Origin of the sequence: Cohnella sp., assembly GCF_041641335.1 — a bacterium.
In the GTDB taxonomy this organism is placed as follows: domain Bacteria; phylum Bacillota; class Bacilli; order Paenibacillales; family Paenibacillaceae; genus Cohnella.
On sequence record NZ_JBEPYQ010000021.1, the window covers coordinates 70795 to 85198 of the forward strand.

Consider the following 14404-nt stretch of genomic DNA (forward strand, 5'->3'; position numbering starts at 1 on the left):
AGGAACGGAGCGTAGTCGAACCTACGTGAGTACCGGAAGAACTGGCTGAATTCAAGATTCGATGTCGAATCCGCTTCCCGTGATGCTTCGTGATCAAAAGCGGACTTTTTGAACAACCTCCAAAAGAAAAGGGGTAACGTATGAGAAGCTGGCAAAAATGGTTCCTGATCGCAGCCTTGGCCCTGTTCGCGTTCGCGGGTGTCCCGCAGACTCCTTATGCAGCGGCGGCGGACGGCAGCGCCTCCTTCGCGCCTGCAAGCCTGACCGAGCTGAAGGACGGCACGAGGCTGTACGAGCGAATATGGCCGTTCGTGGCGGACAATCTGGAACTGAGCGACGAAGAGGCTGAAGCCGTTACGGCCGAGAGCGTCTACGAAGTAGACTTGGGCAATTATCCTAAAGGCTATACCAGGCAATTTATTTCTTTCATTTACAATTACGAATGGATCGAGCTCGTACTGGTGGCCACGAACGAGGATGCCTCGAAAATCGTGCTGCTGGACCGCGCGGCAAGCAGCGAGAGCGGCGACATGTTCCTGAACACCGCCAAGCTGGATTTCTCCACGGAAGGCAACCGGATTTACGTCTGGACCCAAGTGCCGTTCCGGGCCTTCGAATCCGTAGTGGAACTTGAATGGGGCGGCGACCGGTTCTATGTCGTCACCCACGAATACGACGATCCGACCGCAAACTACTACATGGAGAAGGCCGACCTGCTGAAAGCGAAGGACCTGGACGGACTGATCGAACTCGCTTCGCTCGACTATCCCATGTACCCGGGAGCGTACGAAGAAAGCTATACGCTGGCCGCTCCGACGCTGAAGCTGGCCCATCAGAAAGCTCTGCAAGCGCATAAGGCCAAAGATAACAAAAAGGCGGTAGCCTATCTCGAATACGGCCTTGAGCAATACAGCGAAGCGTTCGGCACATGGGATTACGCGGAAGGCAAGCTGGCCAAAGAGGATATCGTCGGTATTGCGGACGCCTTCGACGCCGATTTCCGGCTAACCTTGGGCGCTTACGTCGGCATTCTGAACGATTATGGCTAATTCCTGTCCTTGACCGGGCAAAACAAGAAAGCGAAGCCGGTGCTGGCCAACGTCGTTAAGCTCGTCCCTTCCCGCACCGTCGCCTATCTCAATCTGGCCGACGTCGAATGGGCGCTCGGACAGCGATCGGCCGCCAAGTCCCACTACAAGATTTACTGGAAGCAGCTCGGCTCGAAGGCCTCCTCGATCGCCCTCAAGCGGGTTCAGGAGCGCATCAACAGCAAATAAGTCGGACAATTGTATTATCGATACAGAATAGGGGTATGTATCTCCTGGAGAGCGAAGCGCCTGCCTCATACGGTCATGAAATTACCCTATGCCGCAAAATTACCCCAGCATCGTCCCCATGCGATGCGCCGATTCGACGATGGCGGGAGCGAACTCGTGCATCCGGTCCGGCGTCAGCCGGTTCGAAGGCCCCGAGACGGACAGCGCCGCCACAAGCTTCCCGGACCGGTTGAAGATCGGAGCGGCCACCGCCGCGGCGCCCGGCTCGCGCTCCTCGAAGCTGGTCGCGTAACCGGCGGCGAGAATATCGTCCAGTTGCTTCGCGAACGCCTCTCGCTCGAGCTGAGCGGGCCAAGCAGGGTCCGTCAGCACCGCGCTTCTCACGCCGGGATCGGCGAAGGCGAGCAGCACTTTGCTCGATGCTCCCACGGACAGCGGAAGCCGCGCGCCTACCGTCGCGACTCTGCGAATGGCCTGCATGCTCTGCACCGCCTGTATTCTGACCCGCTCCGTCCTATCCCGGACGTAGAGGCTGATCGTCTCGTTAAGCTGATCCCTCAGTCTCTCCATCTCGGGAAGCAGCATGACGGAAGGATCGTCCGACCGCGACAAGTGCGCCGACAGTTCGAGAATGCTGAGCCCCAGACGGTACTTCTCCGTCGAAGGATCGCGCGTAACGAAGCCTCTATCCTCCAGAGTCGCGAGCAGCCGATGGATCGTGCTCTTGTGCAGGCCGACCTTGCCCGCGATTTCGGTAAGTCCCCACTCATGGCCCGAGGCGAAACAAAGCAGCACGTCAAGCGCTCTCTCCACGGCACGAACCGTCTTTTTCTCCTCTTCCATGCCAGTGTCCCTCCTAATCCGTTTCACTCTATGAAACCCTGTTACATCCACTATAACTCAAACTTGCATTTCCGTAAATATTGGAAGCGCTTTATTACAATTTGATTACGTCTCATTTACAACTCTCCGTTACGCATTGACGCTGAATGCCGCTTTTTCTACGATTAAAATTAGAAGAATCTCAGAACGTGCAAAGCGAGGCGATCCCCATGACCTCATTGTCGACGCCACTTCCTTACGCGGGATCGGATACGGTTATCTCCACTCCCGTCTCCTCCTATCCTCACTCGGCCTCATTCAAGCTGAGCCGCATCGCGCTTAATCTATTCGTTGCACTCTCCTGCCTGATGGCGGGATTGTTCGTCGCTTTCCATGCTTATGCTGCGTATCTCTTCTCCTATCCTCCGATCGCATCGATCGGCTCGAACCCGATGCTCGCCAAGAGCCTCGCCTATTCCGACGTCGTCTTCGCGAGCGCGGACGGCGCTTCCCAGGTCGAGGGCTGGTGGATTCCCGCCGGCGACAGCCGCAAAACGGTCGTGCTGAGCCACGGGTACGGAACGAACCGCGAAGAGCCGTGGGTTCCGATGTACGATCTCGCGGGCTTCCTCAACGGCTTGCAGTATAACGTCCTGATGTTCGACTACGGCTACGCCAACCCGCTTAATCCGTCGCCCGCGACCGGAGGGATCTCCGAATCCCAGCAGTTGAGGGGCGCGCTGCAGTACGCCCGTTCGCAAGGCAGCGACGAGCTGATCGTCTGGGGCTTCTCGATGGGAGCCGGCACGGCGCTTCAGGCGGCCCTGCAATCCGAGCCGGTCGACGCGATGATCCTGGACAGCACCTTCCTGCCAGACGAGAACACCGTCTACGCGAACATTAATCATTATATCCGTCTCCCGCAATATCCGACGATTTCTCTGCTTCGCTTGTTCCTGCCCCTGATGGGGGGAGTCGCGCTGGACGACGTGCCCGCCGCCGAAGCGCAAGCGACGGATTATGCTTTTCCGATCTTCCTGATCCACGGCACGGAAGACGACAAAGCCCCGTACTCCATCGCGGAGAACGTCGCCCGGGCGCAGACGAACGACCTGTCCCGGCTATGGATCGTTCCCGGAGCGATACACGAAATGATCTACCGCACGCATACGGAAGAATACGTCGCCCGAACCGCCGCATTTCTGGAAAGCGTTCGCAAACTGGCATGATTCGGATGCCTCCCGCATACGTTTGTACGAAGCTTGCTTCGGATACAAGCGAATAGGGGAGGCTGACGAATCATGCCCATCATCCGATCCGAATACGGTTTAATCGATCCGCTCCGGCTTACGGAGGAGATCGCGATCTGGAAAGCCCGCGAGCGGGAGAACGCTTCGTCCATCCGCTCCGCCCTGCCCGGGCTGGAGCCCGTCTACGTAAGCTGGCTCGTTGAATGGGAGAACGTCTTCGATCAAACCCGGGAATACGCGCAGCGGCTGAACAGGCAGCTCGCCGAACCGGCTGAAGACGCCGAAGACGATCGCAACGCGCTTAGCCCCGAACTGCTCGAGGAAGCGTTGAAGCAATCCAAGGAATTCGGCCGCCAATTGCTGCTGCTGCGCCAACATAGCGAGGCCGTCGGGAACGCGCAGCCTTCGCATTCCGTGTTCGCCTATTTGGAGCGGCAGCTCGACTTTGGCGAAGAAGGGCTGAACCAGCTGCGATTGTCCGGCGCGCTGAATGCGGACGAAGTCCGCCTGGCTGTCGTCTCCCCAGCCGCTTCCGCTTCGCCTGCATCGCCGCCTGCCGCTGCTGAACAATCCGTTCCGATCGGCGGACATACCCTCCCTCCGCTCCCGTACGCCTACAACGCCCTGGAGCCCTACATCGACGAGAAGACGATGCGCATTCACCATGACAAGCACCATCTCAGCTACGTCGAAGGCCTCAACACGGCGGAGAAAAAGCTGGAGGAGGCGCGCCGAACCGGCAACTTCGATCTGGTGAAGCATTGGGAGAGAGAGCTTGCTTTCAACGGTGCGGGACATTACCTGCATACGCTGTTTTGGAACGTCATGTCCCCCCGGGGCGGAGGCAAGCCGACCGGAGCGCTCCTCGACGAGATCAACCGCAGCTTCGGCAGCTACGACGCGTTTAAGAAGCAGTTCTCGGAAGCGGCCGGCAAAGTCGAAGGAGGAGGCTGGGCTATTCTCGTATGGAGCCCGCGCAGCCGCAGGCTCGAAATTCTGACCGCAGAGAAGCACCAGAATCTGTCCCAATGGGACGTCATTCCGTTGCTTCCGCTCGACGTCTGGGAACACGCTTACTATCTCAAGCATCAGAACGACCGCGCCGCTTACGTCAAGGACTGGTGGAACGTCGTCAACTGGCCTTACGTCGCGGAACGGTTCGCCACGGCTCGCACGGTTAAGTGGGTTCCTTATTGAACCGTTCACTTCCGCGCGCGAACTGAGGGCTGTCCCCTAAGCTAGGCAACTCGAGTCACCGAGATGCCTGATAGGTTGCGGAACAGCCCTTCGTCGATTAAATCAGCTTGCTTACAATCCAGTTGCCCGCGTACATGCCGATTCCCGCGATGACGTTAATCCACCCGAGCGTCCTTGCGAAATTTTTTTCGCGCTTCAGCTTCGTTTTCTGATACATGACGACCTCCCAACGGAGGAGCAACACCCCAGTGATTAAACAAAGCGGGACAATGTATCCAAGCGATCCGATATAACCGCTGCCTCTCATCTTCCGACTCACTCCTTTCCGATTACTTCGCCTTCATCCCGATCCTGCGTATTTTCGAATCCACCTCTACTTCGATGCGAAGCTCCTTGAACGCTCTCTGCCACTTGCTCTTAGATCCGATGCGGGCGTTCCAATAACCCGGCTTTTTCGCCCGCACGTATTCGCCGAACCCGAAAATATCGGCCCCTTTCTCCTGCATTTCGAGGATCAGGGCTTTCGTCTCCTTCTGCAGGGACTTCTTGTTCTGTTCCTCAATCTGGATCAGCGAGGCGGAATCTTTGATCGTAATCTGATCGTTGATTTTCTCTTCCAGATTAACCTCCGTGAAGATCGACACGTTCACGATCGGCTCACCGTCTTGCATCCGGACCTTGATGGTGGATCTGCGCGACGTCGCATAGACCATGACGCTGTCCGACGCCCCGCCGATTTTGACCACGCCCCTATATCCGGCGGGATTCATTCCCATAATCGACATGTAGGCGGCCACCTGAAAAGGCTTGGTCATCCCTTCAAGCTTGTCGTCTTTAAAGTAAGCCACCCCCGACACCTCGATATTTTGATGCTTTTTCAGCTCCACGTAAGGAAGGTAGCCTTCCTGGCCCTGCTTGGCGGAATTGCTCCAATACATGCCGACGTAGTTCTCGGGAAATTTGCCGAGCTTTACCGCGTTGTCCATCGTCGACATCAGGTACAGCGCCGGAACCCGTTCCAGTTCGGGCGCTGCGTTCATCAGCTTCTCCGCTTTTCCTTTGCAGATCATCATCCAGGCCATTCTTCGAACCTCGGGATTCCGGTGAAAATAGTCGTTGATATTCTGCATCCCTCGACGCGCGATGTCCTCGGATACGACGATAACGCGCAGGTGGCCGAAAAAGAGCTTGCCGGAAATTTGCTGCTGCAAATTCATGATCGCATCGTCGACCGTATGTCCTTCCGCACCGACGACCCATACCGTCTGTTCCGAGCCTTTGCCTCCTCCCCCGCTTTCTCCAGGCCCGAGCGGAATTTTTCCGGGCAGCGCGATCTGCACAGAAACGCGAATCATGTGGACATCGGGAACCGGGAACCCTTCGGCCGTATGCGATATTTCTCCCTCTCGCTTGGCCGCTCCGGGCGGCGCGGTGTCCACGGATATGCCAAGCACGACGGCTCTCTCCTCGATCTCCAGACGGTCCCAGCAGCCCGTCAGCAGCAGGATGAAGGACGCCGCGAACGCCGACAACAGCGCCTTTTTAACCCGCAGACCGCTTTTCACTCGGCTCTCCTCTCTTTTTTCGAAGAATGGCGACGACAAGCAGCAGCCCCGGGTAAGCGATCGTCACGAACAACCCGATGCGGCCCACGTTCTGGATAGTCTCATACATATGTAAAATGTTATAGGGCACCATCGCCATGGAAAACACGGCCGGCAGCAGAAAAAAGGAGAACAGCTTGTGGTCCTGCAGACGAAACAGCTTGCTTAGCTCCTTGACCGCCAGATAATAGCTGGAAAACAGCGTCGTAAACACCGCGGTCACCCACACCGCCAGAAAAGCGGCATCAAGCCTCTCCAGCACGTTGGCAGGCAGCGACGTCGCCTTGGCCAGTTCCAGCGTCGGCCAGAGCAAATTTTTCGTCTCCTCCGAGCCGAATACGCCGACGGTCGCTGCGACGATCGTCACGTACATGCCGCCCGCAATGACGAGTCCGAATACGCTGGCCGTCATCGCCTTGCGCGGCTCGCGCATCGCCGGGATGATCGAGGTGATGATGAACGAGCCTTGGAACAACGAAGCAATCGTCAACACGTTGGTCAGCATGCCCTTATGAGTGTTGCCCCAAAGCGGCTGCAAATTGATCAAGTCAGCGTTCTTCAGCGATAATGCGACGATCAGCAAAGCGGGGCCAAGCAACAGCGGGAAATAAAACAGGTGGATGTATGCGAATGTCGTAATGTCGTTACGGGTGGAGATGGCGGCCAGAAGAAGCATGACGATGACCGTGACTTCCAACGGCGTCTTGGTCAATACCGACGTAATGACCACCTCTCCGAATTCCCGGGCCGTCAGCGACGTCAGAATCGCGAAGAAGCCGATCACGCCGATACTGCCGATCCATGACAGCCACTTGCCGATGACGACCTCGCCGTACTGAACGATCGACTGGTCGGGAAAGCGCATGCCGAGCCGGGTAATCAGAAACAGTCCCACGAAAGCGACCGCTGCGCCCAGCAAAGTGACGAGCGGAGCGCCCGACCCCGCTCCCCTCACGGCGAACAACGGAATCGGCAGCACTCCGACCCCGATAATCGTGCTGGTCATAATCGCAGCGACCTGCACCGTCGTAATGTGCTTCGCTTGCTTCATGCCCCTCCCCCCTTTCCTGTCTTCTCCATGTTCGCGGGCTCCATCACGTTGTTGGGAGGCTCCTTCAGCTCTTCGACCGTCCGTTCGCTAATGCGGGTCTTGTCGCTCGGATACAGGAAATCCGGGCGCGTGCTCATCCACCAGAACGGACCGCGCAGGAACAGATCCTTCATTCCCTTCGCGCTGCCGGGAACGAGCGGGCTCAAGTACGGAACGCCGAACGACTTGAGCGACAGCAGATGGTTGGCGATCAGAATGAGGCCGATCATGACTCCGTACAGGCCGAAGATTCCGGCCAGCACAATAAGCGGAAAGCGCAGCAGGCGCAGGGCCAGCGCGGCGTTGTACGCCGGGGTGGCAAAAGAGCCGATCGTCGTGAGAGCGATGATGACGACGGTAATCGGGCTGGCGAATCCGGCCGCGACCGCGGCCTGGCCGACGACAAGCACGCCGACGATGGATAACGCCCCGCCGACCTGCTGCGGCAGGCGAATCGTCGCTTCCCTCAGCACCTCCATCGAGATTTCGATCACCAGCACCTCCACGATGGCCGGAAAAGGAACGCCCGCGCGCCCCCCCGCCACGGCCACCGCAAACTCCGTCGGAATCAGCTCGGGATTAAACGAGATGATCGCCACATATAGCGACGGAAAGACGAGGGAGAACACGAGCGCGATCAGTCTGGCCCAGCGGATGGCGCTCATCATCAGGAACCGTTCGGTGTAGTCCTCCACCGTCTGATAGAATTGGCTGAAGACGGTCGGCACGACCAGCGCCAGCGGCGACCCGTCCACGATCAACGCCACCCGTCCTTCCAGCAGATTCGCGACGACCTTGTCCGGCCTTTCGGTGTACTGAACCTGAGGGAACGGGGACATCTGGTTATCTTCGATGTATTGCTCCAAATACCCGGAATCCAGAATGGCGTCGACGTCGATCAGTTCCAGCCGCCTCGTAATTTCCTCCACGAGCTCCGGATTTGTAATGCCTTGCATATAGCAGATCGCCACCTTCGACTGCGACCTCCGGCCGATCTCCATCGTCTTCACGCGCAGGTCCGGGGTTTGCAGACGGTAACGGATCAAGGAGATGTTCGTGGACAGCAGTTCGATGAAGCCTTCGCGCGGTCCGCGAATGACCTGCTCCGTGGCGGGTTGATCGATGGAACGCTTGTCGATGGTCCGGGTTCCGAACAACAGCGCTTTTTCCACGCCTTCGATGACGACGGCGGTCTGCCCGCGGAGAACATCGGAGACGACCTTTGCGACGAGCGTCTCCGACCGCACATCGCTATGATACAGAGTCGTTTCCAGAATGAAGTCCCACAGCTCGTCCCCTTTCTCGGGAAGCCGTTCCGCATGCGGAGGCCCATACATGAGCGGCTTTAAAATCTCCGAATTCAAGCTCGTCATGTCAATCATATTGGGATAAAAAAACATCGCCGCGGGATACCGTCCGAATACTTGAAACCTGCGAATCGTAAAATCATCGTTTTCCCCGAGAACCTCGCGAATTTGATCGACGACCCGCTCCAGGTCGCCATTGACGGCGGCTTCGTTCAGCCGTTCGGCGGGACGCCAAGTCCGTTCTTCCACGCCGCCCGAAGATGGCCTTCTTTTTCTTTTTCCGAACAGAAACATGATGCCTCTCACCGCCATTCTACAAGTAAGACTTGTTGAATATGTAGGTGTTATTCTTTGGCATTCCTCCCCTTTTTAAACCCCGCGTCCAGGCACGCCCCCGACAGGAATGAAAAAAAGCCCTCGAACCGTATTCGGTCCGAGAGCTTTCCGTTGCTTACAAGCTCCAATCAAGCTTCACTTCGCCGCCCGTGCGGGAAGATTCATAGATCGCGTCGATGATCAGGTTGCTGCGGAGGCCCGTCTCCGCCGACGTCCACGGCTGCGCGCCAGTACGAATGCAATCGAGGAAATGCCGGCTTAGACGTACGCGGGCTCCTTCGTCGTCCGTCGGGGCGGCGAGCGGCAGATCGACCGTCTGATCGAATCGCTCGGTCAAGAACTTGCCTTCCCCTCCGCGCAGCGCGATGCCTCCGTCGGACCCCATCAGATGAAGGAACGGAGCGCTGTCGGTGTCCATATGGACCGCCCAGCTGACCTCCAGCGTAAGCGAAGTTCCGTCGTCCATTTTAATAATCGCCGTAGCCAGATCCTCTACGTCGTAGATTCCGTTCCAGTCCGGTTTGCCCCAGGTTCCGATGCCTTTCTTCCTTGGGCCGAACTCCGCGTAAGTAGAGCCGTATACCGATACCGGCTTCGGCTCGCCCATCAGGAAGAACGCCAGATCCAGCATGTGCACGCCGATATCGATCAGAGGACCGCCTCCGGACTGATTGTGCTGGGTGAACCACGTGCCCCAGCCCGGGATGCCTTTGCGGCGATACCAGCCGGTCTTGGCCGTATAGATGTTGCCCAGTTCTCCCCGCTCCACCTGCTCCTTCACCTTCAGAGCGAGCGGTTCCCAACGCATCTGATGCGCGACCATCACGGTCTTGCCCGTGCGCTTCTGCGCCCGGACGATATCTTTGGCGGCGGCGGAGTCCAGTCCCATCGGCTTCTCGACGAGCACATGCTTGCCGCTCTCCAGCGCCAGAATCGTCAGAGGAGCGTGAGCCTGGTTGGGAACGGCGACGATGACCGCGTCTACGTCATCCCTGCGAATCAGCTCCTCGGGAGAAGGGGAGACGACCGGGATTCCGTACTGCTTGGCCCTTTGCTCCGCAAGCGGAAGATAGGCGTCCGTAATGGCGACGAACTCGCATTCCTCGCCGAGCTTGCCGAATTCCTGAAGATGAACGTTGCCGATATTGCCTGCGCCGATCAGGCCGATGCGGATTTTGGACGAGCTTGCCATATCGATAATTCCTCCAATTAAGTTGCGATTTAAGCGCTTACCCCCATCTTAATCGAAAACCCGCCCGCACAGACAGAGCCATTTTGGCTTTCTTCTTATGGTCTTTTGTCCGAAGCCGTTTCGTACGAACTCTCAAGCGTTCCGGCGAATGCGCGAGCATCCGGCGGAACGGCTAATCTTCCCTGTCATATATCGAAAAATAGAGCGGAGTCACTTCGCTCGCCATGGGAACGAAAGCGTGAACGACCGCGGAATCGAATTGGGTTCCAACGTTCCTCAGCAGCTCCTCCGTCGCCTCCTCCAGCGTCTTGCGGCGACGATACGGACGGGGAGACATCATCGTGTCGAAGGCGTCGACGACCGAGCAGATTCTCGCGAACAGCGGAATTTGTTCCCCGGCAAGTCCGTAGGGATAGCCTTTGCCGTCCCACCTCTCGTGGTGGTGCAGTACCAGATGAATCAGCTCGGCGTCCCGCTCTCCCTTATCTCTCAAAATGTCCGCTCCGTACTCCGGATGGCGTTTGATCAGAGACCATTGTTCCTCCGTGAGCGGCTTGACGGAATCCAGAATCGCGTTCGGAACGAGCAGCTTGCCCAGATCATGAATGAAGCAGCCTCTGACCAGCTTCTGCGCGCTTGCCGGATCCAGCCGCATCGCCGAAGCCGCCTTCTCGCTCAGCAGGGCGACTCGAACGCAGTGGTGGTACGTGTCCTCGTGCTTGTAGCGCAACAACTTCATCATCTCCGAAATATCAGAGGGATGATCGAAATGATGGGGAAATTCTCCTACTGCTCTCATGGCTCCAATCACCTTTATGCACCTGCCCCGATTCAATGTTCGCCATGTCTAGCCGATATATTGGACGTTACCCACTATGCCGATGTCGGACAATTTCTGTTATACGACATTCTAGAGGAGGATCAGTTCATGAATACCACGACGTTGACGGCGCAGGCTGCAAGTTCTATGAAAGGTTCCGGCGCTTACGCCAATGGAACGAATATCGGCGACGATCAGATCGTTGAAATGTTTCTTGCCGTATGCGGTTACTCTCCTCATACGCTTCGCAATTACAGCAGGGCTATCAAAACGTTCAGAACCTTCGTCTCGCATATGTCGCTTCGGGAAGTCACCTGGAGAGAAATAGAAGCCTACAAGTTGGGCCTGATTTGCGGAGCCGCCAGTTTTCGCAATAAACCTCTGGCCCCCGCAAGCGTCGCCGCGCTGATCGCTCCGCTTAAGTCATTGTACAAATGGGGAAGCGATGCCAACGTCGGTCTCCTCCCGTATAATCCGACGAGCTCTATCCGTCTTCCGCAAGTGCGCGTCACAAGCCGCAAGCATTATTTGACCAAGGGAGAGGTTGGCAGTTTGTTGAATCAGCTGCAATGCCAAAGCTTTCGCAATTACTTGATCGGACTGTCGCTCGTTACGTTGGGACTTCGGGTCTCGGAGCTAGTCGCCGTGCAGTGGGGGGACTTCCATTCCGATCCGCTTGAGAAATCCGTATGGCTGCACGTAAAGAACGGAAAGGGAGGCAAGAGCAGAGACGTCAAGGTTCCGGCAAGCCTCTGGTCTATTTTTCAGAACTATCGCGGCATGATCGGAAAGCGCAACTCCGCGCAGGATCCGACGGCGCCCGTGTTCCCAATCACTTCAAGGCAGATCGAACGTATCATCCGCGACGCGGGCAAACAAAGCATCCGCTCGAAAAAACCGACGCCGCATTGGCTAAGGCATACGAACGCGACGCTGGCGCTGCTTAAAGGAGCGACCTTGCAGCAGGTTCAAGAAACGCTTGGCCATACTCACATCAATACAACGCAGCGCTACTTGCATACCGTCGAACTGATTAACAAAGCGGCCCCCGATTTTGTTGAAGAAACTTTGTCTGAATTTTTGACATATTAACTCAGTTTGGATTAATAAGGAAGAAAAGGGAAAATGAAGCGTTGTAGATTTGAGCGAATTAGCCTAATATTTGAAGTGTCGCCAGATAAATTATGGGAATTACAGGTCCTTAAGGCCTGGTTCGAATGTCGTATAACAGAAATTGTCCGACATCGATTTCAGCATACCCAATCCTAAGCCCACCCTCAAATCTATATTTGCCATATACGCTAAGGTCTAACAATAAACATCCATTATGCCTCCTATTTTCTCCCTTCATCTCCAATTGTCGCTTTTTCCCTCGTCGTTTGATCTTGCGTTTCTTCCGGTCGTCGCGCCTGATCTTTTTTTTCGTTGTCTGTAGCCCGGGCGTGCCGCGCGCTCCCGACATTTTCGCGAATCGATGCCAGGAGCTTGGATTGGCGGCAGAACAAAAACGCCTGCGATCGCTCGCAGGCGTTGGTGCGTCGTATTCTTATCTGTTGAGCAATTCCAGAAATTCCGAACGAAGCGCCGGGCTTTTGCGGAATTCCCCGCGAACCGCGGACGTAACCGTCTTGCTGCCGGGTTTCTTCACGCCGCGCGCGCACATGCACAGATGCTCGCCTTCGACGACGACCATGACGCCGTGCGGCTTAAGCACCTCTTCCAGGATGTCCGCGATCTGCGAAGTAATTCTCTCCTGGACTTGCAGCCTTCTGGAGATGGCTTCGACAAGCCTTGCGAGCTTGCTCAGACCCGCGATCTTGCCGCTGGGAATATAGCCGATATGCGCCTTGCCGAAGAAGGGCGCCATGTGGTGCTCGCACTGGCTGTAATAGACGATATCCTTGACGATCACCAGTTCCTCGTGCTGCTCGTCGAAAGTAACGCCGAGTACGTCTCTGGGATCGACCGCGTAGCCTGCGAAAATTTCCTCGTACATCCGCGTGACGCGTGCCGGAGTTTCCAGCAAGCCTTCGCGCTCGACGTTTTCGCCGATCAGCTTCAATATTTCCCGCACATGGAATTCGATCTGCTCGCGGTTCTGGCCGACTTGCGCGTTAGAGTAATCTTTGGCTCCCGCCATGACAACGCCTCCCCTACTATCTGCGGAACTTCGGATTGTTGCGGTTCTGGTTTCCGCCCTGGGTCGCCTTGCCGCCGGAGTTTTGGTTTTTCATCATTTGCTGCGCTTTGGCGATCTGTTGACTGTTCATGTTATACCCCATCTGCTTGGCCATTTTCTGCAGCATTTCGGGATTGCTTTGCATCTTGGTCATCTGCGAGCGCAGGTAGAACACCCCGATGATGAAACCGACGATCAAACCGACGATTAACGTCACGATCGGAATAATATAGGACCACATTTGCCGATACACCCTCCGAATTTCATAAAATAAAACCCCGCGAACGCCGCAATGCGTTGAGCAGGGCTGTTGTACTATGATAGCATGGCCGAACAGCGTGCGCAAACCATAGCTTGCAAGCCCGTTGCAAGCCCATCCGCATTCCCCGCGGTCAAGACAGCACGGAATCGATGAACACGGTCGGGTGCTGCGCCAGATCGATCTCGCTGTAGCCGACCGCATCGTCGCCGTCCTTGTCGATAATGCGGACGACGGGCCTTCCCGGCAGCCCCCGGTGCTGTCCGACGACAACGCCCGTCTGACGAGTGGACAGCCTGACCGATATGCCGTTAGGGTAGATCGACACGATGCGCATGAAGTGGACGAGCACCTCGTGATCCAGCAGCGTTCCCGAATAGGCGTTCAACCGTTCGCACGCTTCGTGTGGCATCAGCGGAGCTTCGTCGCCGGACGGATAGATCATATTGTCGTATAGATTGGCAGCCGCCGTAATTTTCGCGTACGTATGAATGTCATCCCCGGTAAGCCCGCGAGGAGCGCCGCTTCCGTCGATCGCCTCGTGATGCTGGAAGGCGACGTGCGCGATAAGCAGACTGTGCTCCCTCTTGTTCTTCAGCAAGTCGAATCCGCGCCAAGCGTGGTGCATACGCCCTTCCTGAACTTCCGGAGCGCCCAGCTTGCCGATATCGTGCAGCAGCGCTCCGACCGCCAGCTCCTTGAGCTGAATCATGTTGAGCCCCATGTTCAGGCCGACCAGCGAAGCCATCATGCAGACGTTCATCGCGTGAAGGAACATGGCGTTGTCGGCGGTGCGTATGTCCGACAGCTGGATCATGAGGTTCTGATTTTTCATTACGTCCTCCAGCAGATCGTCGACCGTCTGTCCGATCGCCTTCGAACTGAAATTTTTGCCCGAGCGAAGCTGTTCGAACGTTTCCGACATCTGGTGGATGACGGCCCGCTTCGTCTCTTCCGACAACAGTTCATCGTGCGAAATATCGCGAAACATCGGATCGTCGATATAGACCGTCGTGACGCCCAGTCGTTTAAGGGTGCTAATCATATATACGGTAAGCTGTACGCCGGTCG

General features: G+C 56.7%; 15 protein-coding genes. 5 read left to right on the plus strand and 10 right to left on the minus strand.

Going from position 1 to position 14404, the window contains the following annotated elements:
• Positions 1 to 140: 140 nt before the first annotated feature.
• Both ACESLM_RS09245 and ACESLM_RS09250 read left to right on the plus strand, forming a co-directional pair.
• On the plus strand, positions 141 to 1049 hold the full coding sequence (locus ACESLM_RS09245) for a hypothetical protein (protein WP_372631275.1): 909 nt from the start codon (positions 141 to 143) through the stop codon (positions 1047 to 1049).
• Between the two features lie 9 nt (positions 1050 to 1058).
• Complete coding sequence (locus ACESLM_RS09250; RefSeq protein WP_372631276.1) at positions 1059 to 1277, plus strand: tetratricopeptide repeat protein; 219 nt, start codon at positions 1059 to 1061, stop codon at positions 1275 to 1277.
• 99 nt (positions 1278 to 1376) lie between these two features.
• On the opposite strand, the gene ACESLM_RS09255 is transcribed toward ACESLM_RS09250, so the two are convergent.
• Positions 1377 to 2120, minus strand: a complete 744-nt coding sequence (locus ACESLM_RS09255) for an IclR family transcriptional regulator (protein WP_372631277.1) — start codon at positions 2118 to 2120, stop codon at positions 1377 to 1379.
• Between the two features lie 209 nt (positions 2121 to 2329).
• Between ACESLM_RS09255 and ACESLM_RS09260 the strand changes: the two genes are divergently transcribed.
• Both ACESLM_RS09260 and ACESLM_RS09265 read left to right on the plus strand, forming a co-directional pair.
• Positions 2330 to 3328, plus strand: coding sequence for an alpha/beta hydrolase (locus tag ACESLM_RS09260; RefSeq protein ID WP_372631278.1), 999 nt, complete (start codon positions 2330 to 2332; stop codon positions 3326 to 3328).
• Between the two features lie 72 nt (positions 3329 to 3400).
• Positions 3401 to 4546, plus strand: coding sequence for a superoxide dismutase (locus ACESLM_RS09265; RefSeq protein ID WP_372631279.1), 1146 nt, complete (start codon positions 3401 to 3403; stop codon positions 4544 to 4546).
• Between the two features lie 97 nt (positions 4547 to 4643).
• Here the strand turns inward: ACESLM_RS09265 and ACESLM_RS09270 are convergent, their stop codons facing one another.
• The 6 genes from ACESLM_RS09270 to ACESLM_RS09295 form a co-directional block, all read right to left on the minus strand.
• Positions 4644 to 4853, minus strand: coding sequence for a CLC_0170 family protein (locus ACESLM_RS09270; RefSeq protein WP_372631280.1), 210 nt, complete (start codon positions 4851 to 4853; stop codon positions 4644 to 4646).
• A 22-nt stretch (positions 4854 to 4875) separates the two neighbouring features.
• Positions 4876 to 6111: a Ger(x)C family spore germination protein gene (locus ACESLM_RS09275; RefSeq protein WP_372631281.1), complete on the minus strand. Its 1236-nt coding sequence runs from the start codon at positions 6109 to 6111 to the stop codon at positions 4876 to 4878.
• The gene (locus ACESLM_RS09280) at positions 6089 to 7201 is read right to left on the minus strand and encodes a GerAB/ArcD/ProY family transporter (RefSeq protein WP_372631282.1); all 1113 of its coding nucleotides are present in this window, start codon (positions 7199 to 7201) and stop codon (positions 6089 to 6091) included. The genes ACESLM_RS09275 and ACESLM_RS09280 overlap by 23 nt, the downstream gene beginning before the upstream one ends.
• Positions 7198 to 8841: a spore germination protein gene (locus ACESLM_RS09285; protein WP_372631283.1), complete on the minus strand. Its 1644-nt coding sequence runs from the start codon at positions 8839 to 8841 to the stop codon at positions 7198 to 7200. The genes ACESLM_RS09280 and ACESLM_RS09285 overlap by 4 nt, the downstream gene beginning before the upstream one ends.
• A 157-nt stretch (positions 8842 to 8998) precedes the next feature.
• The gene (locus ACESLM_RS09290; protein ID WP_372631284.1) at positions 8999 to 10075 is read right to left on the minus strand and encodes a Gfo/Idh/MocA family protein; all 1077 of its coding nucleotides are present in this window, start codon (positions 10073 to 10075) and stop codon (positions 8999 to 9001) included.
• 172 nt (positions 10076 to 10247) lie between these two features.
• Positions 10248 to 10874, minus strand: coding sequence for an HD-GYP domain-containing protein (locus tag ACESLM_RS09295; protein WP_372631285.1), 627 nt, complete (start codon positions 10872 to 10874; stop codon positions 10248 to 10250).
• Between the two features lie 129 nt (positions 10875 to 11003).
• On the opposite strand from ACESLM_RS09295, the gene ACESLM_RS09300 reads away from it, so the two are divergent.
• Positions 11004 to 11987 carry a tyrosine-type recombinase/integrase gene (locus tag ACESLM_RS09300; protein WP_372631286.1) on the plus strand — a complete coding sequence of 328 codons (984 nt, stop codon included), beginning with the start codon at positions 11004 to 11006 and terminating at the stop codon, positions 11985 to 11987.
• A 454-nt stretch (positions 11988 to 12441) separates the two neighbouring features.
• Here ACESLM_RS09300 and folE read toward each other — a convergent pair whose 3' ends face one another.
• The 3 genes from folE to ACESLM_RS09315 all read right to left on the minus strand — a co-directional run.
• The gene (folE, locus tag ACESLM_RS09305) at positions 12442 to 13035 is read right to left on the minus strand and encodes a GTP cyclohydrolase I FolE (protein ID WP_372631287.1); all 594 of its coding nucleotides are present in this window, start codon (positions 13033 to 13035) and stop codon (positions 12442 to 12444) included.
• Positions 13036 to 13051: 16 nt separating this feature from the next.
• Entirely contained in the window at positions 13052 to 13315 is a 264-nt protein-coding gene (locus tag ACESLM_RS09310) for a YneF family protein (RefSeq protein ID WP_094046861.1), read from the minus strand.
• Between the two features lie 151 nt (positions 13316 to 13466).
• Positions 13467 to 14404: HD-GYP domain-containing protein (locus ACESLM_RS09315; RefSeq protein ID WP_372631288.1), on the minus strand; the 938-nt coding region annotated here is incomplete at its 5' end.

What these genes read in the sequence shown, in the direction of transcription:
- ACESLM_RS09270 (WP_372631280.1), bottom strand. Translation starts at nt 4,853, where the DNA reads ATGAGAGGCAGCGGTTATATCGGATCGCTTGGATACATTGTCCCGCTT.
- ACESLM_RS09300 (WP_372631286.1), top strand. Translation starts at nt 11,004, where the DNA reads ATGAATACCACGACGTTGACGGCGCAGGCTGCAAGTTCTATGAAAGGT.
- ACESLM_RS09255 (WP_372631277.1), bottom strand. Translation starts at nt 2,120, where the DNA reads ATGGAAGAGGAGAAAAAGACGGTTCGTGCCGTGGAGAGAGCGCTTGAC.
- ACESLM_RS09290 (WP_372631284.1), bottom strand. Translation starts at nt 10,075, where the DNA reads ATGGCAAGCTCGTCCAAAATCCGCATCGGCCTGATCGGCGCAGGCAAT.
- ACESLM_RS09265 (WP_372631279.1), top strand. Translation starts at nt 3,401, where the DNA reads ATGCCCATCATCCGATCCGAATACGGTTTAATCGATCCGCTCCGGCTT.
- folE (WP_372631287.1), bottom strand. Translation starts at nt 13,035, where the DNA reads ATGGCGGGAGCCAAAGATTACTCTAACGCGCAAGTCGGCCAGAACCGC.
- ACESLM_RS09295 (WP_372631285.1), bottom strand. Translation starts at nt 10,874, where the DNA reads ATGAGAGCAGTAGGAGAATTTCCCCATCATTTCGATCATCCCTCTGAT.
- ACESLM_RS09260 (WP_372631278.1), top strand. Translation starts at nt 2,330, where the DNA reads ATGACCTCATTGTCGACGCCACTTCCTTACGCGGGATCGGATACGGTT.
- ACESLM_RS09245 (WP_372631275.1), top strand. Translation starts at nt 141, where the DNA reads ATGAGAAGCTGGCAAAAATGGTTCCTGATCGCAGCCTTGGCCCTGTTC.
- ACESLM_RS09310 (WP_094046861.1), bottom strand. Translation starts at nt 13,315, where the DNA reads ATGTGGTCCTATATTATTCCGATCGTGACGTTAATCGTCGGTTTGATC.
- ACESLM_RS09285 (WP_372631283.1), bottom strand. Translation starts at nt 8,841, where the DNA reads ATGTTTCTGTTCGGAAAAAGAAAAAGAAGGCCATCTTCGGGCGGCGTG.
- ACESLM_RS09280 (WP_372631282.1), bottom strand. Translation starts at nt 7,201, where the DNA reads ATGAAGCAAGCGAAGCACATTACGACGGTGCAGGTCGCTGCGATTATG.